Genomic DNA, 21,348 nt, shown 5'->3' with positions numbered 1-21,348 from the left:
CCTCATTCAGGTTTGCGCACTATATTGGTGCAACTGCTTGCACCGTACTCACATTCCAACCCATTTTGGTTCGAAATTACCCGTGAACGCCGGCAGAACGCCAAGCAAGCGAGCTTCATACGCCCGTTTCAGGCCTTTGGCGCTTCTTTTCGGAGCCTTGGTTTGGTTTTTGCATTTTCCCTGTATCAACGCTTGTTTCTTGCGCATGCTCCGCCCCAAAAGAGGTCCCGATGACCATTAGCGACGCACTCCACCGTTTGCTACTCGACAACCTCACCACCGCCACCATTCTGCTCGATGCCGAACTACGCCTCGAGTACATGAACCCGGCGGCGGAGATGCTGCTGGCCATCAGCGGCCAGCGCAGCCATGGGCAGTTCATCAGTGAACTGTTTACCGAATCGACTGAAGCGCTGAACTCCTTGCGCCAGGCTGTCGAACAGGCCCACCCGTTCACCAAGCGCGAAGCCATGCTCACCGCCCTGACCGGCCAGACCCTGACCGTCGACTACGCGGTAACGCCGATTCTGAGCAATGGCGACACGATGTTGCTGCTGGAAGTCCACCCGCGTGACCGTTTGCTGCGAATCACCAAGGAAGAAGCACAGCTTTCCAAGCAGGAGACCAGCAAGATGCTGGTGCGCGGGCTCGCCCATGAAATCAAGAACCCCTTGGGCGGGATTCGTGGCGCGGCGCAATTGCTGGCCCGGGAACTGCCGGAAGAAAGCCTGCGCGACTACACCAACGTCATCATCGAAGAAGCCGACCGCCTGCGTAACCTGGTCGATCGCATGCTCGGCTCCAACAAGCTGCCGTCACTGGCCCTGTGCAATGTCCACGAAGTGCTGGAGCGCGTCTGCCAACTGGTGGAAGCCGAAAGCCAGGGTTGCATCACCCTGGTGCGCGACTACGACCCAAGCATTCCCGACGTATTGATCGACCGCGAACAGATGATCCAGGCAGTACTGAACATCGTGCGCAACGCGATGCAGGCCATCAGCAGCCAGAACGAGCTGCGCCTGGGCCGGATCAGCCTGCGCACCCGTACCATGCGCCAGTTCACCATCGGCCATGTGCGCCATCGCCTGGTGACCAAGATCGAGATCATCGACAACGGTCCGGGCATCCCTGCGGAACTTCAGGAAACCATCTTCTTTCCCATGGTCAGCGGTCGCCCCGACGGTACCGGGCTCGGCCTGGCCATTACCCAGAACATCATCAGCCAGCACCAGGGCCTGATCGAATGTGACAGCCACCCCGGCCACACCACCTTCTCGATCTTTCTGCCACTGGAACAAGGAGCCCCATCGACATGAGCCGTAGTGAAACCGTGTGGATCGTCGATGACGACCGTTCTATCCGTTGGGTCCTGGAAAAAGCCTTGCAACAGGAAGGCATGACCACGCAAAGCTTCGACAGCGCCGATGGCGTGATGAGCCGCCTGGCACGCCAGCAACCGGACGTGATCATTTCCGACATCCGCATGCCCGGTGCCAGCGGCCTGGACCTTCTGGCGCGGATTCGCGAGCAGCATCCACGGCTGCCGGTCATCATCATGACCGCTCATTCCGATCTGGACAGCGCTGTCGCGTCCTATCAGGGCGGCGCCTTCGAATACCTGCCCAAGCCGTTCGATGTCGACGAAGCGGTTTCCCTGGTCAAGCGCGCCAACCAGCACGCCCAGGAGCAGCAGGGCCTGGAAGTCGCCCCGGCGCTGACCCGCACCCCGGAAATCATCGGCGAGGCGCCGGCGATGCAGGAGGTGTTTCGCGCCATCGGCCGCCTGAGCCACTCCAACATCACCGTGCTGATCAACGGCGAGTCCGGTACCGGTAAAGAGCTGGTGGCCCACGCCCTGCACCGTCACAGCCCGCGCGCCGCTTCGCCATTCATCGCGTTGAACATGGCGGCGATCCCCAAGGACCTGATGGAATCCGAACTGTTCGGCCACGAAAAAGGCGCGTTCACCGGCGCGGCCAACCTGCGTCGCGGGCGCTTTGAACAGGCGGACGGCGGCACGCTGTTCCTCGATGAAATCGGCGACATGCCGGCCGATACCCAGACCCGTTTGCTGCGGGTGCTGGCCGATGGCGAGTTTTACCGCGTCGGCGGTCATGTGCCGGTGAAGGTCGATGTGCGCATCATTGCCGCGACTCACCAGAACCTGGAAACCCTGGTGCACGCCGGGAAATTCCGCGAGGACTTGTTCCATCGCCTCAACGTGATCCGCATCCATATCCCGCGCCTGTCGGATCGTCGCGAAGACATCCCGACCCTGGCCAAGCACTTCCTCAGCCGCGCAGCCCAGGAGCTAGCAGTCGAGCCCAAGCTGCTGAAAAGCGAAACCGAGGAATACCTGAAGAACCTGCCGTGGCCGGGCAACGTGCGCCAACTGGAGAACACCTGCCGCTGGATCACGGTGATGGCTTCGGGTCGCGAAGTGCACATCGGCGACCTGCCGCCGGAGCTGCTGAGCCTGCCGCAGGATTCGGCACCGGTCACCAACTGGGAGCAAGCCCTGCGCCAATGGGCCGACCAGGCGCTGGCCCGTGGTCAATCGAGCCTGCTCGACAGCGCCGTGCCGGCCTTCGAGCGGATCATGATCGAGACCGCCCTCAAACACACCGCCGGTCGCCGCCGCGATGCCGCCGTCTTGCTGGGTTGGGGGCGTAATACCCTGACGCGCAAGATCAAGGAGTTGGGGATGAAGGTGGATGGTGGGGACGATGATGAGGGGGATGAAGGTTAAGTTCGGCTTCGGTATTTAGTCGTCGGCGAAAAGATCGCAGCCTTCGGCAGCTCCTACAGGCGTACGCAAGACCCTGTAGGAGCTGCCGAAGGCTGCGATCTTTTTTACCCGGCGTGCACCGACTGGATGCACCGTGAACCGCAATCGCGCACGGCAACCGATCCGAAACCCTGCGTGCGTTCACAATCGAACCCCTATCGAAAAAACACGAAAGCCCCGGATTACGGGGCTTTCGACGTTTATACGCGGGTTTCTGTTTCAACTTGTTAAAACCTGGCACGCCCCCTGCAATAACCTTTTCAAGTGATTCAGATCACCGACTCGGTTTCGGGGACCTTGGTACAGGCAGGCCGGGGATTCCCCTCTTTACACCGGGCTCACAGCGCAGCCGCGACGAGCCCAGCCGTTTTGGGGCCCTTGATACAGGCAGGTCAGGGGTTCCTTCTTTACACCAGGCTCACACCGCACTCGCGACGAGCCTCCCGTTTCGGGAACCTTGGTACAGGCAGGCCGGGGATTCCCTCTTTTATTGCTCCCGGAGATGGATCTCCAGCCGCCAGCGGTCATCGACCTCGCTACCGGCCCACTCGCCCTGCAGTGGCCGGGCCGCCACCAACGTCAGCAGCAACCCTCCTTCGCTCAAACGTACCCGCCAGTTCACATCCTTGCCGCCAAGCTTGAGCTGGCCTTTCTGCACCTGGCCCTCGGCGCCAAACAGCAGCGCGACACTGCCGTCGACGATTTCGCCATGGACCTTGGGTTCGTTGTTGAACCACACCACCAGCCCGTCGCCCGTCACCTCAACCTGCTGCAGCTGACTCGGGTCTGGCGTGGTCAGGCGACCGATCATCAGACCGATCATCATCCCGACAATCGCCAGCGAGCCCATCACCTGCAGGAATAGTTTCGAACGCACGCCTGCTTGCGGCGTAGAATGCGCGTCATCTTTACCTTCGGAGCCGTGCATGTTTCACGTCATCCTTTTCCAACCAGAAATTCCGCCGAATACCGGCAACGTTATCAGGCTGTGCGCCAACAGTGGCTGCCACCTGCATTTGATCGAGCCGCTGGGCTTCGAGATGGACGACAAGCGCCTGCGCCGCGCCGGCCTCGACTACCACGAGTATGCCACCCTGCAACGTCACGCCGACCTCGCCAGCTGCCTGGAAAGCCTCGGTCATCCACGGCTGTTCGCCTTCACCACCAAGGGCTCGCGGCCATTCCACGATGCCAGCTTCGCCCCAGGCGATGCGTTCCTGTTCGGCCCGGAAAGCCGGGGTTTGCCCGCCGAGGTCCTGGACGCCCTGCCCCCTGAGCAACGCCTGCGCCTGCCGATGCGCGAAGGCTGCCGCAGCCTGAACCTGTCGAACACCGTGGCGGTGGCCGTGTACGAAGCCTGGCGCCAGAACGACTTCAAGTAACACCACGACCCAATGTAGGAGCTGCCGAAGGCTGCGATCTTTTGATCTTGATTTTTAAGATCAAAAGATCGCAGCCTTCGGCAGCTCCTACAGGGGGCAGGCATCCAGCGGTTTCGTTTGCTCCATGAAAAAAGCGCCTTCAGAGGCGCTTTTTTCATGGAGCAAACGAAGCTTTTATTGAACGGTCGGCGTCTCGCCGGCAGCCTGCATGCGTTGCAGCTCTTGTGCGTACAGCGCATCGAAGTTCACCGGGGCCAGCATCAGTGCCGGGAACGAACCGCGGGTCACCAGGCTGTCCAGGGTTTCGCGAGCGTACGGGAACAGGATGTTCGGGCAGAACGCACCCAGGGTGTGGCTCATCGAAGCATCGTCCAGGTTCTTGATCAGGAAGATACCGGCCTGCTGCACTTCAGCGATGAACGCCACTTCGTCACCGTTTTTCACGGTAACCGACAGGGTCAGCACGACTTCGTGGAAGTCCGACTCCAGTGTCTTTTGACGGGTGTTCAGATCCAGGGCGACGCTCGGCTCCCACTGCTGGCGGAAGATCGCCGGGCTTTTTGGAGCTTCGAAGGACAGGTCACGCACATAAATGCGCTGCAAGGAGAATTGCGGTGCAGTTTCTTCTTCGTTCGCAGCAGTGTTCTGTTGGTCAGTCATCGCAGATCCTTCTTGATCCAGGGTTCTTTTAGGTTTGCTTGTTTGGGGTATTGCCGTCAGGCCCTGAGCAGCGCGTCGAGCTTGCCGGCGCGCTCCAGGGCGAACAAATCATCACAACCGCCCACGTGGGTGCTGCCGATCCAGATTTGCGGCACGGACGTACGTCCGGCCTTCTGGGCCATCGCGGCGCGCACCTGCGGCTTGCCATCGACCTTGATCTCTTCGAAGGCCACGCCTTTGTTCTCGAGCAGGTATTTGGCTCGCGAGCAGTAAGGGCAGTAATCGCTGGAATAGACGACGACGTTGCTCATATCACTTCACCAGCGGCAGATTGTCGGCTTTCCAGCTGGAGATACCGCCGGACAGCTTGGCGGCGGTGAAGCCGGATTTCATCAATTCGCGGGCGTGAGTGCCGGCGGTCTGGCCCATGGCATCGACCAGGATGATGGTCTTGGCCTTGTGCTTTTCCAGCTCGCCAACGCGGGCGATCAGTTTGTCCTGGGGAATGTTAAGCGCGCCGACAATGTGACCGGCGGCGAAATCCTTGGTTGGACGAATGTCGATCACCACGCCTGCGTCCTTGTTGACCAGGCCGGTCAGTTCGCCAGTGCTCAGGCTACGGCCGCCGCCCTGCATTTGATAGGCAATCAGCAACGCCAGCAGTACGACGAAGATACCGACGAGAATGTAGTGGTTAGTGGCGAATTCAATCAGGTGAGCAACCATCGAAGGAGGTTCCAGGGCGTTAAAATGTCGGCCAGTATACACAGCCACTATGGTGGGCCAAACCCCGTCCGGCGGTGACGTGGCCGGAACTTCGCTTTAAACTGCGACTCCCTTTTCCATCGCCCCTTTTTACTTGAGCCAGAGCGAATTCCATGACTACCACGCCTAAACCTTTGGTCCTGATGATTCTCGACGGCTTCGGTCACAGCGACAACCCCGAATCCAACGCCATTTTCGCGGCGAAGAAGCCTGTACTGGACCGCCTGTGGGCCACCGTGCCGAACGGCCTGATCTCGGGCAGTGGCATGGACGTCGGCCTTCCGGATGGCCAGATGGGCAACTCCGAAGTCGGTCACATGAACCTCGGCGCCGGTCGCGTGGTGTATCAGGACTTCACTCGCGTCACCAAATCGATCCGCGACGGCGAGTTCTTCGAGAACCCAACCATCTGCGCCGCCGTGGATAAAGCCGTCGCCGCCGGCAAAGCCGTGCATTTCATGGGCCTGCTGTCCGACGGCGGCGTGCATAGCCACCAGGACCACCTGGTCGCCATGGCCGAACTGGCCTTCAAGCGCGGCGCTCAAGACATCTACCTGCACGCCTTCCTCGATGGCCGCGACACGCCACCGAAAAGCGCTGAGTCCTCCATCGAACTGCTCGACGCGACCTTCCAGGCCCTGGGCAAAGGCCGGATCGCAAGCCTGATCGGCCGTTACTACGCCATGGACCGCGACAACCGTTGGGACCGTGTGTCCCAGGCCTACAACCTGATTGTCGATGGCCAGGGCGAATTCAACGCCGCCACCGCCCAGGAAGGCCTGCAGGCAGCCTACGAGCGCGGCGAGAGCGACGAATTCGTCAAAGCCACCTCCATCGGTGAGCCGGTAAAAGTCGAAGACGGCGATGCCGTGGTGTTCATGAACTTCCGCGCCGACCGCGCCCGCGAGCTGACTCGCGTGTTCGTCGAAGACAACTTCACTGAGTTCGAGCGTGCCCGCCAGCCGAAACTGGCCGGTTTCGTCATGCTGACCCAATACGCCGCGAGCATCCCTGCTCCATCGGCCTTCGCTGCCGGCAGCCTGGAAAACGTGCTGGGCGACTACCTGGCGAAAAACGGCAAGACCCAGCTGCGCATCGCCGAAACCGAAAAATACGCCCACGTGACCTTCTTCTTCTCCGGCGGTCGCGAAGAACCGTTCCCGGGCGAAGAACGCATCCTGATTCCGTCGCCGAAAGTCGCCACCTATGACTTGCAGCCGGAAATGAGTGCGCCGGAAGTCACCGACCGCATCGTCGACGCCATCGAAAACCAGCGTTACGACGTGATCGTGGTCAACTACGCCAACGGCGACATGGTCGGCCACAGCGGCGTGTTCGAAGCGGCGGTCAAGGCCGTCGAATGCCTTGACCAGTGTGTGGGCCGCATCGTCGATGCCCTGGAAAAAGTCGGTGGCGAAGCCTTGATCACCGCCGACCATGGCAACGTCGAGCAAATGTCCGATGAAACCACTGGCCAGGCGCACACTGCACACACCACCGAGCCGGTGCCGTTCATCTATGTCGGCAAGCGCGACCTGAAGGTCCGCGAAGGCGGCGTGCTGGCGGACGTGGCACCGACCATGCTGAAGCTGCTGGGCCTTGAGCAACCGGCGGAAATGACCGGGACTTCGATTCTGGTCTGATCAGATCTCCAAAACGCCACAAACCCTGTGGGAGCGGGCTTGCTCGCGAAGGCATTGTGCCAGTCGACATTAAAGTTGCCTGACACACCGCTTTCGCGAGCAAGCCCGCTCCCACATTGGTTTTGGGGTGTTTTCAGGGGCAACTTCGCTCCAGTCATCACACAGTCAGAAATGGGCATTTTTTTTGCCGCCCATGGCGGGCATACTAGGCCGTCCCTTTCCCTGGTGCCGCCCGCCCCTATGCTTCGCGTCCTGATAGCCCTAGCTCTGACTTGCCTGCTCCAACCGGCCTTTGCTGACGAGCGCGCAGATACCCAACAACAGTTGGACGCCACGCGTCAGGACATTGCCGAGCTGAAGAAGCTGCTGGGCAAGCTGCAGGAAGAAAAATCCGGCGTGCAGAAAGAGCTCAAGGGCACCGAAACCGAAATGGGCAAGCTCGAGAAGCAGGTCGAAGCCCTGCAAAAAGAGCTGAAGAAAAGCGAAGCCGAGTTGCAGCGACTCGATGCAGAGAAAAAAAAACTCCAGAGCGCGCGCATTGAACAGCAACGACTGATCGCCATTCAGGCCCGGGCGGCCTACCAGAACGGTCGCCAGGAATACCTCAAGCTGCTGCTCAACCAGCAGAATCCGGAAAGATTCGCCCGTACCCTCACCTATTACGACTACCTGAGCCAGGCTCGCCTGGAGCAGTTGAAGAATTTCAACGAAACCCTGCGCCAACTGTCCAATGTCGAGAAAGACATCGCCATGCAGCAGGCGCAACTGCTGGTGCAGCAAAGCAGCCTCGACACCCAGCGTGACGAGCTCGAGAAAGTCCGCAAGGAGCGCCAGCAAGTCCTGGCCAAGCTCAATGACGACGTAAAGGCTCGCGATCAGAAACTGGCGGCGCGCGAGCAGGATCAGGCAGACCTGTCTAAAGTCCTTAAAACCATTGAAGAAACCCTGGCCCGCCAGGCCCGTGAGGCAGAAGAAGCGCGACAGAAAGCGCTGATTGCCCAGCAGGAAGCCGAAAAAAAGCGTTTACGTGAGGCCCAGGCGCAGGCAGATGCCAGCGACGATGCCCCACGCAAACCGGTCAAGTCGACTCCCGGCGCACTGGTTTCCAGTTCCGGCGAGACCTTTGGTGGCCCGTTTGCGTCAACCCGCGGCAAACTTCCCTGGCCTGTCGATGGTCGACTGCTGGCGCGCTACGGTGAAAGCCGTGGCGACGATGCCCGGACCAAGTGGGATGGCGTGATGATCGGCGCGTCTGCCGGCAGCACCGTGCATGCGGTGCATGGTGGTCGCGTAGTGTTTGCCGACTGGCTGCGAGGCGCCGGGTTGCTGGTGATCCTCGACCACGGCAACGGTTTTTTGAGTCTTTATGGTCACAACCAGACGCTGCTCAAGTCTGCGGGTGATGTGGTTAAAGCCGGCGAGTCCATCTCCACTGTCGGCAACAGTGGCGGGCAGGACACGCCAGCGCTGTATTTTGCTATTCGTCAGCAGGGTCACCCGAGTGATCCGGCGCAATGGTGCCGCGCGCAAGGATAAGCGCGTTACCTAATTCAGGAGTTCGTTCGACATGCTGCATTTGTCCCGCCTTACCTCGCTGGCCCTGACGATCGCCCTGGTGATCGGCGCGCCTCTGGCGTTTGCCGCTCAACCAGCCCCGGCGGTTGCGCCTGCGGGCACTGCTGCGACCACCAAGGCGCCACTGCCGCTGGATGAGTTGCGCACCTTTGCCGAGGTGATGGACCGGATCAAGGCCGCTTATGTCGAACCGGTGGACGACAAGACCCTGCTGGAAAACGCCATCAAGGGCATGCTCAGCAACCTCGACCCCCATTCGGCTTACCTCGGCCCTGAAGATTTCGCCGAGTTGCAGGAAAGCACCAGCGGCGAATTCGGCGGCCTGGGCATCGAAGTCGGCGCCGAAGACGGCTTCATCAAGGTGGTGTCGCCGATTGACGACACCCCGGCTTCCAAGGCCGGTATTCAGGCCGGCGACTTCATCGTCAAGATCAACGGCCAGCCCACCCGCGGCCAGAGCATGACCGAAGCCGTCGACAAGATGCGCGGCAAGATCGGCCAGAAAATCACCCTGACCCTGGTGCGCGACGGCGGCACGCCGTTCGACGTGACCCTGTCCCGCGCCGTCATCCAGGTCAAGAGCGTGAAGAGCCAGCTGCTGGAATCGGGCTACGGCTACATCCGCATCACCCAGTTCCAGGTCAAGACCGGTGAAGAGGTTTCCAAGGCGCTGGCCAAGCTGCGCAAGGAGAACGGCAAGAAGCTCAACGGCATCATCCTCGACCTGCGCAACAATCCGGGCGGTGTGTTGCAGGCGGCGGTGGAAGTGGTCGACCACTTCATCACCAAAGGCCTGATCGTCTACACCAAGGGCCGCATCGCCAACTCCGAGCTGCGTTTCTCTGCCACCGGCAAGGACGAAAGCGAAGCCGTGCCAATGGTCGTGCTGATCAACGGCGGCAGCGCCTCGGCTTCGGAAATTGTCGCCGGCGCCCTGCAGGACCAGAAACGCGCCGTGGTGATGGGCACCACCAGTTTCGGCAAGGGCTCGGTGCAAACCGTGCTGCCGCTGAACAATGACCGCGCATTGAAGATCACCACGGCGCTGTATTACACGCCGAACGGCCGCTCCATCCAGGCCCAGGGCATCGTCCCGGACATCGAAGTGCGCAAGGCCAAGATCACCAGCGAGCAGGACAACGACTACTTCAAGGAAGCCGACTTGCAGGGTCACCTGGGCAACGGCAACGGCGGTGCGGACAAACCGTCCGGCTCCAGCAAGGCCAAGCCGATGCCACAGGACGATGATTACCAACTGGCCCAGGCCCTGAGCCTGCTCAAAGGGCTGAGCATCACGTCCGGCCGTTGAGGATGCGCCTGCGGTACATTCTCGGTCTGCTTTGCTGTCTGGCGGGTGTTGTTCACGCAACGCCCGCCTCGACCACCCCGCAAAAAGCCTACCTGACGCTGATCATCGATGACCTGGGGCAGAACCTGCCCCGGGATCGCCGCGTGTTGGCGCTGCCCGGCCCGGTGACCACGGCGATCATGCCCGACACGCCTCACGCCACCGAATTCGCCCGCGAAGCCCATCGCGCTGGCAAGATCGTCATTCTGCACATGCCCATGGATCCGGCCACCGGACCGTTCGCCTGGCATCCGGAATTGCCTGTCGAAGAGCTGGAAAAGCGCCTGAACGCTGCGTTCAAAAGGGTCCCGTACACCAGCGGCATCAACAATCACATGGGCAGCCGCATGACCGCACAACCCGCGGCCATGGCCTGGTTGATGGCAGACTTGCAACAACGGCACAAATTCTTCGTCGACAGCCGCACCAGCGCCCAGACCGTAGCCGCGGCCGAAGCGCAGAAGATCGGCCTGGCCAGCGTTTCGCGGGATGTGTTTCTCGACGATGAACGCACCGAAGCAGCGATCTTCAGCCAGTTGCAGTCAGCGATCAGCCTCGCGCGCAAGCAGGGTTCGGCGGTGATGATCGGGCATCCATATCCACAGACGCTCGCGGTGCTGGAGCGGGAGTTGCCGAAGCTGAAGGCTCAGGGCATTGAGTGGATTGATATCCGGCAGATGATCAGTGTGCGCGGGAATCGGGCGACTGCGGCGCATGGGAAGGATGGGGTGTACCGCTAGTAGCTACACCGCAGAACCCCTGTGGGAGCGGGCTTGCTCGCGAAGGCGGCTTGCCAGACGCCATTAATATCGACTGACACGACGCCTTCGCGAGCAAGCCCGCTCCCACATTTGAGCACTGGGTGTTAGAGGTACCGCGCCATGATCTCGTCGACCTTGCCTTCCTTGCGCATCTGGTCCAGCGCCGCCTGGAGCTTGGCCACCGTCTCGTCGGGCACGTCCTTGTTCAGTGCCAGGTACAGCTCGGCACTGTTGAAACGCAGTACGGTTTTCAACCCGTTGACCCCTTCCTGACGCGCCAGGTAGCGCCCGGCCGGGTCACCGGTGGCCCACAGCTCGATCTGCCCGTTGACCAGTTTTTTCGCGTTGTCCTGATCGCGCAGTACAACAATCGGATTGAGCCCCTGCTTGGCCAGCGTCTCGGCAATCGCGTCGCCCTTGTAGGCGCCGATCTTGTACTTGCGCGCGTCATTCAAGGTTTCGAGGGTGATCTTGCTGTCAGCCTTGGCCAGCATGATCCAGTCGTCCGGGCCGATTGGGCCGACCCATTTGAACAGCTTCTCGCGATCCGGCAACCGCGCCATGACGAACACGCCATAGCCGGGTTTTTCCAGGGTGAGTTTGTAGATTCGCTCCCAAGGGAAACGCAGCGTCAGGCTGTAGGTAATGTTGGCGCGCTTGAATATCTCGCGGACGATATCGGTGGCGATGCCATCGATGTTCTCGTCCTGAGCGAAGTTCTTGCCATTCTTCGCCATGTTGTAGGGCGGGAAGTTTTCAGTCAGCAACACCATGTCGGTATCGGGGCTGTCTTTTGCGTGTGCTCCGTTGATGAACAACAGAGAAGCGCTGGCAAGGACGAGAAGAAAGCGTTTAAGCATGTCTGGCTACCGAAATCCATGGCGTACCCAAGAGTGCCTTGGGCACGCCATGATGTCCACTGGCCTGCATTGGTTTATTCAGCGCATCACAATTCCGCGATGGGCCATATAAGCCTTGGCTTCCTGCACGGTGTATTCGCCGAAGTGGAAAATACTCGCCGCCAGAACCGCGCTGGCATGACCTTCGATAATGCCGTCGGCCAGGTGTTGCAGGTTGCCGACGCCGCCGGAAGCGATCACCGGAATGCCCAGCGCATCGCTGATGGCGCGGGTGACGCCCAGGTCGAAACCGTTTTTCATGCCGTCCTGGTCCATGCTGGTCAGCAGGATCTCACCGGCACCCAGGCCTTCCATTTTCTTTGCCCACTCAACGGCGTCGAGGCCAGTTGGCTTGCGACCGCCATGGGTGAAGATTTCCCAGCGCGGGGTTTCGCCAGGTCCGGAAACCTTCTTCGCGTCGATCGCGACCACGATGCATTGCGAACCGAAATGCTGCGCGGCTTCGCCGACGAACTCAGGGTTGAACACCGCTGCAGTGTTGATCGAAACCTTGTCCGCGCCGGCATTGAGCAGGTTGCGGATGTCCTGCACGGTGCGTACGCCACCGCCCACCGTGAGCGGGATGAACACCTGGCTGGCCATGCGCTCGACGGTGTGCAGCGTGGTGTCGCGGCCATCGACGCTGGCGGTGATGTCGAGAAAGGTAATCTCGTCGGCGCCCTGCTCGTCATAGCGACGGGCGATTTCCACCGGGTCGCCGGCGTCGCGGATGTTTTCGAATTTCACACCCTTGACCACCCGGCCGTTGTCCACGTCCAGGCAAGGGATGATGCGTTTGGCCAGCGCCATGATCAGTCCTCAGCCTTTGTACGAATCGCAGAAAGCTTGCGCTTCGGCGACATCGAGGGTGCCTTCGTAAATCGCACGGCCGGTGATTGCGCCGATGATGCCCGGCGCCTTGGCGTCGAGCAGGGTCTTGATGTCGCCCAGGTTGTGGATACCGCCGGAAGCGATCACCGGGATCTTCGTGGCAGCAGCCAGCGCAGCGGTGAACGGTACGTTGCAGCCCTGCATCATGCCGTCTTTGGCGATGTCGGTATAAACGATCGCGGAAACGCCGTCGGCTTCGAACTGCTTGGCCAGGTCGATGACCTGAATGGTGCTGATTTCAGCCCAGCCGTCGGTGGCGACGAAGCCGTCCTTCGCGTCCAGACCGACAATCACCTTGCCCGGGAACGCGCGGCAGGCTTCGGCAACGAAGGCCGGATCTTTCACAGCCTTGGTGCCGATGATCACGTAGCTGACGCCCGCTTTCACGTAGTGCTCAATGGTTTCCAGGGAGCGGATACCGCCGCCGATCTGGATCGGCAGGTTCGGATAACGCTTGGCGATGGCGGTGACCACTTCACCGTTGACCGGCTGGCCTTCGAAGGCGCCGTTCAGGTCGACCAGATGCAGACGGCGGCAACCGCCCTCTACCCACTTGGCAGCCATGCTCACCGGGTCATCGGAGAACACTGTGGAATCTTCCATGCGGCCCTGGCGCAGACGAACACAGGCACCGTCTTTAAGATCGATAGCGGGAATAATGAGCATGCTTTTTCCTTCGTCAAAAGAGCTGCAAGCTGCAAGCTATAAGCTGCAAGCAGGCACGCGTACTAATTCTTGCAGCTTGAAGCTTGTAGCTTTCAGCTGCTCTTTTCGAGCGCCCACAGGTCGCTTTCGATGCTTTCGAACCTCTCTTTGAGGTGCGCCTGCACATCGAAAATCGCCCTGTTGTAATAGTGCGGAGCAATTTCACGGGTAAACAGCTCAAGAATCTCCGCCGCCTCGAACGAGCCGAGGTCGAGTTCGAAGCGGTCTTCCATGAAACGCTTGATCTTGCGATTGGCCTCGCTCTCCTGCTCGGGAGTGAGGGTCAGAATCGGCGGTTTCTTCTTGACGGCCATTTACCAGCGACCGTCCCACGCAGCGAAGTTCTGCAGCAACTGCAGGCCATGGGTATGGCTTTTCTCCGGGTGGAACTGCACGGCGAAACGCGAGCCTTCGGCCAGCGCCGCAGCGAAATCGACACCGTAGTGACCGCCACCCACCACCTGCCGCGCGTTGGCGGCGGCGATGTAGTAGCTGTGCACGAAGTAGAAACGCGCCAGGTCCGGAATGTCGTGCCACAGCGGGTGACTGACCTTCTGCTTCACTTCGTTCCAGCCCATGTGCGGGACTTTCAGGTGTTCGCCGTCTTCGACCAGATCCTTGCCGAAGAACTTCACCGCGCCCGGGAACAGGCCGATGCAGTCGACGCCATCGTTCTCTTCGCTGGTGTCGAGCAAGGCTTGCATGCCTACACAGATGCCGAGGAACGGACGGTCCTGGCTGACTTCACGCACCAGCGAATCGAAACCGAGGCGACGGATCTCCGCCATGCAATCGCGAATCGCGCCAACGCCAGGGAAAACCACCCGGTCGGCTTCGCGAATCACGTTGGCATCGCTGGTGATCAGCACCTTGCCGGCACCGACGTGCTCGAGGGCCTTGGCCACCGAGTGCAGGTTGCCCATGCCGTAATCGATAACCGCGACTGTCTGCATTACAGGACGCCCTTGGTCGAAGGCATTTGCCCGGCCATGCGGTCATCGAGTTCGACGGCCATGCGCAGGGCGCGACCGAAAGCCTTGAACACGGTTTCGATCTGGTGGTGGGTGTTGTGCCCACGCAGATTGTCGATGTGCAAGGTGACGTTGGCGTGGTTGACGAAGCCCTGGAAGAATTCCTGGAACAGGTCAACGTCGAAGCCACCGACGGTGGCACGGGTGTAGGGAACATGCATCTGCAGGCCTGGACGGCCGGAGAAATCGATCACCACGCGCGACAGCGCTTCATCGAGCGGCACGTAGGCGTGACCGTAGCGACGGATGCCTTTCTTGTCGCCGATGGCTTTGGTGAAGGCCTGGCCGAGAGTGATACCGACGTCTTCCACGGTGTGGTGGTCATCGATATGCAGGTCGCCCTTGCTGACAATATCCAGGTCGATCAGCCCGTGACGGGCGATCTGGTCCAGCATGTGCTCAAGAAAAGGTACACCGATATCGAATCGGGCCTTTCCGGTGCCATCGAGGTTGATCGAGGCTTTGATCTGGGTTTCCAGAGTGTCGCGCTCGACAGACGCCTTACGTTCGGCCATCACCAGCTCCGCAAAATCATTGGGCGAAAAAGGCAGCCATTATAGGCGTGCGGGCGCCAAACAGAAACATCAGAGGTGATATGGCTGACGGAGTGAATCCAATGCAGCCGGGGGTGTACCTGTCATGACAAGCAAAAGATCGCAGCCTCCGGCAGCTCCTACAGGGATATGTGTACACCTGTAGGAGCTGCCGAAGGCTGCGATCTTTTATGGCATGAGCCAATACTCTTAGTGGAACAGCACCGCCGTTTTCTGCAAGGTCACCCACACACCCCACGCCAACGGAATGCCCACCACCAGCCACGCCGCCACTGCCAGCGGCTTGGTGCCAGGCGCGGCTTTCCACTCCAGCACGGTGCTGCTGTCAGCGCCTTTGTCATGGCCCAGCGCCTGTTCGGCGGCCAGTTCGGCGTCGGTCATGAAGTACTTGTCGGCCACCGGGCGCACCAGCAGATTGCACAGGAAACCCAGCACCAGCAGGCCGGCGAGGATGTACAGCGTGATGTCGTACGCGGCTGCACGCTCGACACCGATGCTCAACTGATACTCACGCAGGTAGTTCACCAGCACGGGACCGAGCACGCCGGCAGCCGCCCACGCCGTCAGCAGACGACCGTGAATCGCACCGACCATTTGCGTACCGAACAGGTCCGCCAGATACGCCGGAACAGTCGCGAAACCACCGCCGTACATCGAAAGGATGACGCAGAACGCCGCCACGAACAGCGCGATGCTGCCCAGGTGACCGAGGTTCGGAATCAGCCCGTACAGGGCAAAGCCCAAGGCGAAAAACACGAAGTAGGTGTTTTTGCGACCCAGGTAATCCGAGAACGAAGCCCAGAAGAAACGTCCGCCGATGTTGAACAGGCTCAGCAAACCGGTGAAACCGGCCGCGATGGCGGCGATCGAAGCCAGTTGCGAAGCGTCGAGTTGGCCGAACGCCAGGTCATTGCCCAGCAACTTGCCACCGAACACCTCCTGCAGCAGCGGCGACGCCATGCCGAGGATGCCGATACCGGCCGATACGTTCAGGCACAGCACCAGCCACACCAGACGGAACTGCGGGGTCTTCCAGGCTACATTCACGTGAACATGACGATGAGTAATCATCGCGTTGGAGGCTTTTTTCGCCGGGGCGGTCCAGCCTTCAGGCTTCCAGCCGGTTGGCGGAACGCGGTAGGACAGCGCGCCACCGATCATGAACACGAAGTAGATCGCGGCCATGACCAGGAAGCTCTGCCACACGCCGACGCTGGTGGGCGAAGCGAAATGCCCCATCAGCGCCGCCGCCAGCGGAGCACCGACCATCGCACCACCGCCGAAGCCCATGATCGCCATGCCGGTGGCCATGCCGCGCTTGTCCGGGAACCACTTGATCAGGGTCGAGACCGGCGAAATGTAGCCCAGGCCCAGGCCGATACCACCAATGACCCCGGAGCCGATCCACATCAGCCAGATCTGGTGGGTATACACGCCCAGCGCCGAAATCAGCAGACCGCCGCACCAGCACAGCGCCGATACAACCCCTGCCTTGCGTGGCCCAGCCAGCCACCCCAGATGGCGGCCGAGCAACCCAGGAAGATGAAGAACAGGGTGTAGATCCAGCCGAGCATCGAGATCGGCCAGTCACACTGGGACGAAAAGACCTGTGCGATAAAACCCGTGTCCGGTGCGCAAGCCACTGGCGCCGTGATGCCCAGCGCCTTGGACAGCGGCAACCAGAACACCGAAAAGCCGTAGGCCATGCCGATGCACAAGTGGATGGCCAGCGCGGCCGGCGGCACCAGCCAACGGTTGAAGCCGGGCTTGGCGATGATCCGCTCCTTGGACAGGAACGCGGGCTGGTCGGCGCCGAGGCCGTCCGCCGTGATGCTCGTGGTCATTGTAATTCCCCCAATTATTAGTAGGGTTCGCCAGCCACGCTCCCGGCCTTTATGCACGCAGACATGACCGTTTTTTGCTGGAGCGCGTTGTTGTGCGACAACAGGTCGCAGAAGGACGGGCGAACGGGCAAAGGTTACCATCTGCCAGTAACGGAAAAACCAAACTGACATCACCTTTTGTACGTCGTCTGATCTCCATAGCTTCATGACCCCACAGGAATCACCATGCCGATCATTGTCGAGCCGCTCAACCAAGCCACGTCCCAGGATCGGCAGGATCTGCAGAAGATCTACCGCGACGCTCCAGACTGGTTGTTCGCCCCGTTTTCCGGCGAAGCGCAGCTGATCGAGGACTGCTTGCGCGACGGCACACTGCTCGCCGGACGCTTCAACGATCGCCTGCTGGGCGCGGCCCGCTTGCAAAGGCACCAAGACGCCTGGCATTTGTCACAAATATGTGTGCGAAAAATTACCCGTCGCCGTGGTGTTGCCGAGCGACTGGTGGCCGAAGCGCAAAAAATGGCCGCTCAATCGGGCATGACGCTACGCCTGCTGGCGCCTGCCGGGCACCTGGAGGCGCAGGCGCTGGCCGCCAAGCTGAAACTGCCGCTGGATGTGCTGCCGGAGTGATCGCTGACCGGTCGTCCGTTCCGGGGCGCTATACTCCCCGGCTAAATTTTGAATTCGACTAATTACAAGGACTCGCCCATGAAAGCGTTCGGCAAAATCCTGGGTCTGGTACTTCTCGGGCTGTTGCTGATCATTGTGGCGCTGGGCTTTGCCCTGACCCACCTCTTCGATCCCAACGACTACAAAGACGAGATTCGCCAGATTGCCCGCGACAAAGCCCACATCGAGCTGACGCTCAATGGCGATATCGGCTGGAGCCTGTTCCCGTGGCTGGGCCTGGAGCTGCACGACGCCAGTGTCGCGACCATGGTCAAACCGACCGAACCGTACGCCGACTTGCAGATGCTCGGCCTGTCGGTGCGCGTACTGCCGCTGCTGCGCCGTGAAGTGCAGATGAGCGACGTACGCGTCGAAGGCCTGAACCTGCGCCTGACCCGCGACAAGGAGGGTCATGGCAACTGGGAGGACATCGGCAAGCTGCCTGCAACGGCCGGCACCGACGCGACCGGCACCCCGCCAGCCGCTACCGAGCCCGCGCCCGAAACCGGCACCGTGGCGGAAAAACCGCCTCAGCCGATCCGCCTGGACATCGACAGCCTGACCGTGAACAACGCACGCGTCGAATACACCGACGAACGAACCGGCAAGACCTTCAGTGCCGAAAGCATTCAGTTGAGCACCGGCGCGGTCCATGACTCCGTCAACATTCCGCTCAAGCTCACGGCTTTCCTGTCAGCCAACCAGCCGGCACTGCGGGTGCGTACCGAACTCAACGGTGAGTTGCGCATCGCACGTGCCCTGCAGCGCTATCAGTTCGAAGACATGAGGCTGTCGGGTGAAGTGACCGGCGACCCCTTGCAAGGCAAGGCCGTGACGTTCTCCGCCCAGGGCCAGTTGGTGCTGGACAAGGCCGCCAACGTGGCCGAGTGGACCGGCATCAAGGTCTCTGCCAACCAGTTGCGGGCACTGGGTGAACTGAAGGTCAACGATCTGGACAAGACCCCACAGATCAGCGGCGGCATCTCGATTGCCCAGTTCGACCTGGCTAAATTCGTCGACAGCATCGGCCAGAAACTCCCGGCCATGGCCGAAGGCAGCCTGAGCAAAGTCGAGCTGGTCAGCCGGTTGGCCGCGACACCGACCAGCCTGGCGCTCGACGACCTCAACCTGAAAGTCGACGACAGCACCTTCAGCGGCCGCATCGCGGTGGAAGACTTCGCCAAGCAATCGCTGCGCGCTGTGCTCAAGGCCGACACCTTCAACGTCGACCGTTACCTGCCGCCGAAATCCACCGAGGCCAATAGCGCGACACAAGTGCGTCAGGCCGAAGTCGCCAGCACCGAAGCCGATGCGATGGCCGGCGCCGGCAGCACACCGTTGCCACCCGCGCCGACCAAGGACGCGTGGAGCAGCGAGCGCCTGCTGCCAGTGGAACGCTTGAGCAAGCTCGATGTGGACGCCGACCTGACCTTTGGCCAGTTGACCCTGCAAAAACTGCCGATCCATAACGCTGCGCTCAAGGCCACTGGCCAGGGCGGCCTGCTGACACTGGCCAACCTGCGCGGCGACCTGTACGAGGGCAACTTTGAAACCACCGGCACGCTCGATGTGCGCCAGCCAGTGCCGGCGCTGAACCTACAGACGAAGATCAGCCGGGTACCGGCGGAAAAAATCCTCGAAAGCCAGGGCAAGAATCCACCGGTCAAGGGCCTGGTCACGCTCAACAGCAACCTGACCGGCAACGGCAACAGCCAGAAGGCGTTGATCGAAACCCTCAACGGCAACGCCAGTTTCGTCATCAACAATGGCGTGCTGCTCAACGCCAACCTCGAGCAACAGCTGTGCAAAGGCATCGCTACGCTCAACCGCAAAACCCTCAGCGGCGAGCCACGCGGCAAGGACACCCCGTTCCAGGAGCTCAAGGGCAACCTGACCTTGCGTAACGGTGTCGCCAGCAATCCGGACCTGAAAGTGCGCATCCCGGGCATGACCGTCAACGGTGACGGTGACATCGATCTGCGCGTGTTGGGCATGGACTACCGCGTCGGCATCATCGTCGAGGGCGATACCAGCGCCATGCCGGACCCGGCCTGTCAGGTCGGCGACAAGTTTGTCGGCATCGAGTGGCCACTGCGCTGCCGTGGCCCACTGGAGCTGGGTGCCAAGGCCTGCCGTGTGGATAACGAACGCATGAGCCAGGTCGCGGCCAAACTGGCCGGCGAGAGAATCAGCGAAAAGATCGACGAGAAACTGGGCGACAAGGTCAACCCGCAACTCAAGGACGCGCTCAAGGGGCTGTTCAAGCGATGAGAGCCGAGCAGTTTTCAACGGCGGTGCTGGACTGGTTCGACCGCCACGGCCGTCACGATTTACCCTGGCAGCAGGACATCAACCCGTATCGGGTATGGGTCTCGGAAATCATGCTGCAGCAGACCCAGGTCAGCACCGTGCTGAACTACTTCGACCGCTTCATGGCCTCATTGCCAACGGTCGAAGCCCTGGCCGCAGCACCTGAAGACGAAGTGCTGCACCTGTGGACCGGCCTGGGTTACTACACCCGCGCGCGCAATTTGCAGAAAACCGCGAAGATCGTCGTCGAGCAGTACGGCGGCGAATTTCCCCGGGACGTGGAAAAGCTCACGGACCTGCCCGGGATCGGCCTGTCCACCGCCGGTGCCATTGCCAGCATCAGCATGGGCCTGCGCGCGCCGATCCTCGACGGCAACGTCAAGCGCGTCCTGGCGCGCTTTACCGCGCAAGAGGGCTACCCGGGCGAGCCGAAGGTCGCCAAGCAGCTCTGGGCCAACGCTGAGCGCTTTACGCCGCACGACCGGGTCAACGCCTACACCCAGGCGATGATGGACCTTGGAGCCACGCTCTGCACTCGCAGCAAACCGAGCTGCCTGCTGTGCCCGCTGGAAAAAGGCTGCGAGGCGCACCTGCTCGGCCTGGAAACCCGTTACCCGATCCCCAAGCCGCGCAAGGCCATCCCACAGAAGCGTACGCTGATGCCGATGCTGGCCAACGCCGAAGGTGCCATCCTGCTTTACCGTCGCCCCTCTACGGGCCTCTGGGGCGGCTTGTGGAGCTTGCCGGAACTCGACGACCTCGACGACCTGTCACACCTGGCCGAGCAGCACTCGCTGGAACTGGGCACCCAACAGGCATTGCCGAGCCTGGTGCACACCTTCAGCCATTTTCAGTTATCCATCGAACCCTGGCTGGTTCAGGTCCAGGAGACCGGCCACCACGTGGCCGAGGCCGACTGGCTCTGGTATAACCTCGCCACCCCGCCGCGCCTGGGCCTTGCCGCCCCGGTCAAAACCTTGCTCGAACGCGCGGCCGCCGTATTGAACGCAGGAGAGTCGTCATGACCCGCACCATCATGTGCCGCAAGTACAAAGAAGAATTGCCAGGCCTGGAGCGCGCTCCCTTCCCGGGCGCCAAAGGCCAGGACATTTTTGACCACGTCTCGGCCAAGGCCTGGGCCGACTGGCAAAAACACCAGACCCTGCTGATCAATGAAAAACGCCTGAACATGATGAACGCCGAAGATCGCAAATATCTTCAGGGCGAAATGGACAAGTACTTCTCCGGCGAGGATTACGCCAAGGCCGAAGGCTACGTACCGCCGTCGGAATAACCCCGATATTTCGGGGGTCGGAACGTAAGCGACGGTAATAATTAAAATTTTTTTGAAAACTTGCTTGACGCCCCCCTGAAAAACCCGTTTAATGCGCCCCGTTGCCCAGATAGCTCAGTCGGTAGAGCAGGGGATTGAAAATCCCCGTGTCGGCGGTTCGATTCCGTCTCTGGGCACCAAAATACCGAAAAACCCCAAGCGAAGATGATTCCTTGGGGTTTTTTATTGC

General features: G+C 60.9%; 22 protein-coding genes, 1 tRNA gene and 1 pseudogene. 12 read left to right on the top strand and 12 right to left on the bottom strand.

The genetic code is table 11. The annotated features are described in order from the left end of the window. Positions 1 to 48: 48 nt before the first annotated feature. Positions 49 to 207, bottom strand: a complete 159-nt coding sequence (locus ACEN83_RS00935; RefSeq protein WP_495579261.1) for a hypothetical protein — start codon at positions 205 to 207, stop codon at positions 49 to 51. A 23-nt stretch (positions 208 to 230) separates the two neighbouring features. Here ACEN83_RS00935 and glnL point away from each other — a divergent pair, with 23 nt between their 5' ends. Both glnL and ntrC read left to right on the top strand, forming a co-directional pair. After that, positions 231 to 1,316: a nitrogen regulation protein NR(II) gene (gene glnL / locus ACEN83_RS00930; RefSeq protein ID WP_095964571.1), complete on the top strand. Its 1,086-nt coding sequence runs from the start codon at positions 231 to 233 to the stop codon at positions 1,314 to 1,316. Next, positions 1,313 to 2,749 (top strand): nitrogen regulation protein NR(I), encoded by a 1,437-nt coding sequence (gene ntrC, locus ACEN83_RS00925; RefSeq protein ID WP_008002922.1) that lies wholly within the window; start codon positions 1,313 to 1,315, stop codon positions 2,747 to 2,749. Before glnL ends, ntrC begins: the two co-directional genes overlap by 4 nt. Positions 2,750 to 3,275: 526 nt before the next feature. On the opposite strand, the gene ACEN83_RS00920 is transcribed toward ntrC, so the two are convergent. After that, positions 3,276 to 3,716 carry a hypothetical protein gene (locus ACEN83_RS00920; protein ID WP_495579260.1) on the bottom strand — a complete coding sequence of 147 codons (441 nt, stop codon included), beginning with the start codon at positions 3,714 to 3,716 and terminating at the stop codon, positions 3,276 to 3,278. On the opposite strand from ACEN83_RS00920, the gene ACEN83_RS00915 reads away from it, so the two are divergent. Continuing rightward, a complete protein-coding gene (locus ACEN83_RS00915; protein ID WP_015093085.1) occupies positions 3,715 to 4,170 on the top strand; it encodes a tRNA (cytidine(34)-2'-O)-methyltransferase in 456 nt (151 codons plus the stop codon). The genes ACEN83_RS00920 and ACEN83_RS00915 overlap by 2 nt on opposite strands. Before the next feature lie 174 nt (positions 4,171 to 4,344). Here the strand turns inward: ACEN83_RS00915 and secB are convergent, their stop codons facing one another. Genes secB through ACEN83_RS00900 form a run of 3 tightly spaced genes read right to left on the bottom strand, consistent with a single transcriptional unit; the run spans position 4,345 to position 5,556 of the window. Then, entirely contained in the window at positions 4,345 to 4,830 is a 486-nt protein-coding gene (secB, locus tag ACEN83_RS00910; RefSeq protein WP_007972740.1) for a protein-export chaperone SecB, read from the bottom strand. A gap of 56 nt (positions 4,831 to 4,886) precedes the next feature. Beyond that, positions 4,887 to 5,141 (bottom strand): glutaredoxin 3, encoded by a 255-nt coding sequence (gene grxC, locus ACEN83_RS00905; RefSeq protein ID WP_007972741.1) that lies wholly within the window; start codon positions 5,139 to 5,141, stop codon positions 4,887 to 4,889. Position 5,142: 1 nt separating this feature from the next. Further along, positions 5,143 to 5,556 (bottom strand): rhodanese-like domain-containing protein, encoded by a 414-nt coding sequence (locus tag ACEN83_RS00900; RefSeq protein ID WP_007972742.1) that lies wholly within the window; start codon positions 5,554 to 5,556, stop codon positions 5,143 to 5,145. A gap of 152 nt (positions 5,557 to 5,708) precedes the next feature. On the opposite strand from ACEN83_RS00900, the gene gpmI reads away from it, so the two are divergent. The 4 genes from gpmI (at position 5,709) to ACEN83_RS00880 (ending at position 10,901) form a co-directional block, all read left to right on the top strand. Next, complete coding sequence (gene gpmI, locus ACEN83_RS00895) at positions 5,709 to 7,238, top strand: 2,3-bisphosphoglycerate-independent phosphoglycerate mutase (protein ID WP_495579259.1); 1,530 nt, start codon at positions 5,709 to 5,711, stop codon at positions 7,236 to 7,238. A 240-nt stretch (positions 7,239 to 7,478) separates the two neighbouring features. Beyond that, entirely contained in the window at positions 7,479 to 8,774 is a 1,296-nt protein-coding gene (locus ACEN83_RS00890; protein WP_033047655.1) for a murein hydrolase activator EnvC family protein, read from the top strand. Positions 8,775 to 8,805: 31 nt separating this feature from the next. Beyond that, the gene (locus ACEN83_RS00885; protein ID WP_495579258.1) at positions 8,806 to 10,122 is read left to right on the top strand and encodes a S41 family peptidase; all 1,317 of its coding nucleotides are present in this window, start codon (positions 8,806 to 8,808) and stop codon (positions 10,120 to 10,122) included. A 2-nt stretch (positions 10,123 to 10,124) separates the two neighbouring features. Further along, a complete protein-coding gene (locus ACEN83_RS00880; RefSeq protein WP_116580823.1) occupies positions 10,125 to 10,901 on the top strand; it encodes a divergent polysaccharide deacetylase family protein in 777 nt (258 codons plus the stop codon). Between the two features lie 125 nt (positions 10,902 to 11,026). On the opposite strand, the gene ACEN83_RS00875 is transcribed toward ACEN83_RS00880, so the two are convergent. From ACEN83_RS00875 to ACEN83_RS00845, 7 genes and pseudogenes are all read right to left on the bottom strand, one after another. Then, positions 11,027 to 11,782 carry a substrate-binding periplasmic protein gene (locus ACEN83_RS00875; RefSeq protein WP_495579257.1) on the bottom strand — a complete coding sequence of 252 codons (756 nt, stop codon included), beginning with the start codon at positions 11,780 to 11,782 and terminating at the stop codon, positions 11,027 to 11,029. Positions 11,783 to 11,860: 78 nt separating this feature from the next. Then, a complete protein-coding gene (gene hisF, locus ACEN83_RS00870) occupies positions 11,861 to 12,631 on the bottom strand; it encodes an imidazole glycerol phosphate synthase subunit HisF (protein ID WP_007972752.1) in 771 nt (256 codons plus the stop codon). A gap of 9 nt (positions 12,632 to 12,640) precedes the next feature. Next, entirely contained in the window at positions 12,641 to 13,378 is a 738-nt protein-coding gene (gene hisA / locus ACEN83_RS00865) for a 1-(5-phosphoribosyl)-5-[(5-phosphoribosylamino)methylideneamino]imidazole-4-carboxamide isomerase (protein ID WP_007972753.1), read from the bottom strand. Between the two features lie 92 nt (positions 13,379 to 13,470). Further along, on the bottom strand, positions 13,471 to 13,731 hold the full coding sequence (locus ACEN83_RS00860; protein ID WP_095964564.1) for a DUF2164 domain-containing protein: 261 nt from the start codon (positions 13,729 to 13,731) through the stop codon (positions 13,471 to 13,473). Next, complete coding sequence (hisH, locus tag ACEN83_RS00855) at positions 13,732 to 14,370, bottom strand: imidazole glycerol phosphate synthase subunit HisH (protein ID WP_007972757.1); 639 nt, start codon at positions 14,368 to 14,370, stop codon at positions 13,732 to 13,734. Beyond that, a complete protein-coding gene (gene hisB / locus ACEN83_RS00850) occupies positions 14,370 to 14,963 on the bottom strand; it encodes an imidazoleglycerol-phosphate dehydratase HisB (RefSeq protein ID WP_003186751.1) in 594 nt (197 codons plus the stop codon). The genes hisH and hisB overlap by 1 nt, the downstream gene beginning before the upstream one ends. Positions 14,964 to 15,191: 228 nt before the next feature. Next, positions 15,192 to 16,846 (bottom strand): annotated as a pseudogene (locus ACEN83_RS00845) (OFA family MFS transporter). 225 nt (positions 16,847 to 17,071) lie between these two features. On the opposite strand from ACEN83_RS00845, the gene panM reads away from it, so the two are divergent. From panM to ACEN83_RS00820, 5 genes are all read left to right on the top strand, one after another. Further along, positions 17,072 to 17,476, top strand: a complete 405-nt coding sequence (panM, locus tag ACEN83_RS00840) for an aspartate 1-decarboxylase autocleavage activator PanM (protein WP_495579256.1) — start codon at positions 17,072 to 17,074, stop codon at positions 17,474 to 17,476. Between the two features lie 78 nt (positions 17,477 to 17,554). After that, on the top strand, positions 17,555 to 19,786 hold the full coding sequence (locus ACEN83_RS00835; RefSeq protein ID WP_495579255.1) for an AsmA family protein: 2,232 nt from the start codon (positions 17,555 to 17,557) through the stop codon (positions 19,784 to 19,786). After that, complete coding sequence (mutY, locus tag ACEN83_RS00830; protein WP_495579254.1) at positions 19,783 to 20,850, top strand: A/G-specific adenine glycosylase; 1,068 nt, start codon at positions 19,783 to 19,785, stop codon at positions 20,848 to 20,850. Before ACEN83_RS00835 ends, mutY begins: the two co-directional genes overlap by 4 nt. Continuing rightward, entirely contained in the window at positions 20,847 to 21,119 is a 273-nt protein-coding gene (locus ACEN83_RS00825; RefSeq protein ID WP_007972770.1) for an oxidative damage protection protein, read from the top strand. Before mutY ends, ACEN83_RS00825 begins: the two co-directional genes overlap by 4 nt. 103 nt (positions 21,120 to 21,222) lie before the next feature. Then, positions 21,223 to 21,298, top strand: a tRNA-Phe gene (locus ACEN83_RS00820). The last annotated feature ends 50 nt before the right edge of the window (positions 21,299 to 21,348 follow it).

The sequence above is a fragment of the Pseudomonas sp. Pseusp49 genome (assembly GCF_059491875.1).
The sequence above is the reverse complement of the archived record's forward strand: the minus strand, read 5'-3'. Positions and strand labels throughout refer to the sequence as shown.

Coding starts and splice junctions, on each gene's coding strand:
- ACEN83_RS00915 (WP_015093085.1), top strand. CDS start 3,715: ATGTTTCACGTCATCCTTTTCCAACCAGAAATTCCGCCGAATACCGGC.
- ACEN83_RS00935 (WP_495579261.1), bottom strand. CDS start 207: ATGCGCAAGAAACAAGCGTTGATACAGGGAAAATGCAAAAACCAAACC.
- hisA (WP_007972753.1), bottom strand. CDS start 13,378: ATGCTCATTATTCCCGCTATCGATCTTAAAGACGGTGCCTGTGTTCGT.
- hisF (WP_007972752.1), bottom strand. CDS start 12,631: ATGGCGCTGGCCAAACGCATCATCCCTTGCCTGGACGTGGACAACGGC.
- ACEN83_RS00835 (WP_495579255.1), top strand. CDS start 17,555: ATGAAAGCGTTCGGCAAAATCCTGGGTCTGGTACTTCTCGGGCTGTTG.
- ntrC (WP_008002922.1), top strand. CDS start 1,313: ATGAGCCGTAGTGAAACCGTGTGGATCGTCGATGACGACCGTTCTATC.
- secB (WP_007972740.1), bottom strand. CDS start 4,830: ATGACTGACCAACAGAACACTGCTGCGAACGAAGAAGAAACTGCACCG.
- glnL (WP_095964571.1), top strand. CDS start 231: ATGACCATTAGCGACGCACTCCACCGTTTGCTACTCGACAACCTCACC.
- hisH (WP_007972757.1), bottom strand. CDS start 14,370: ATGCAGACAGTCGCGGTTATCGATTACGGCATGGGCAACCTGCACTCG.
- mutY (WP_495579254.1), top strand. CDS start 19,783: ATGAGAGCCGAGCAGTTTTCAACGGCGGTGCTGGACTGGTTCGACCGC.
- ACEN83_RS00900 (WP_007972742.1), bottom strand. CDS start 5,556: ATGGTTGCTCACCTGATTGAATTCGCCACTAACCACTACATTCTCGTC.
- hisB (WP_003186751.1), bottom strand. CDS start 14,963: ATGGCCGAACGTAAGGCGTCTGTCGAGCGCGACACTCTGGAAACCCAG.
- ACEN83_RS00890 (WP_033047655.1), top strand. CDS start 7,479: ATGCTTCGCGTCCTGATAGCCCTAGCTCTGACTTGCCTGCTCCAACCG.
- ACEN83_RS00860 (WP_095964564.1), bottom strand. CDS start 13,731: ATGGCCGTCAAGAAGAAACCGCCGATTCTGACCCTCACTCCCGAGCAG.
- grxC (WP_007972741.1), bottom strand. CDS start 5,141: ATGAGCAACGTCGTCGTCTATTCCAGCGATTACTGCCCTTACTGCTCG.
- ACEN83_RS00875 (WP_495579257.1), bottom strand. CDS start 11,782: ATGCTTAAACGCTTTCTTCTCGTCCTTGCCAGCGCTTCTCTGTTGTTC.
- gpmI (WP_495579259.1), top strand. CDS start 5,709: ATGACTACCACGCCTAAACCTTTGGTCCTGATGATTCTCGACGGCTTC.
- ACEN83_RS00885 (WP_495579258.1), top strand. CDS start 8,806: ATGCTGCATTTGTCCCGCCTTACCTCGCTGGCCCTGACGATCGCCCTG.
- ACEN83_RS00880 (WP_116580823.1), top strand. CDS start 10,125: ATGCGCCTGCGGTACATTCTCGGTCTGCTTTGCTGTCTGGCGGGTGTT.
- ACEN83_RS00825 (WP_007972770.1), top strand. CDS start 20,847: ATGACCCGCACCATCATGTGCCGCAAGTACAAAGAAGAATTGCCAGGC.
- ACEN83_RS00920 (WP_495579260.1), bottom strand. CDS start 3,716: ATGCACGGCTCCGAAGGTAAAGATGACGCGCATTCTACGCCGCAAGCA.
- panM (WP_495579256.1), top strand. CDS start 17,072: ATGCCGATCATTGTCGAGCCGCTCAACCAAGCCACGTCCCAGGATCGG.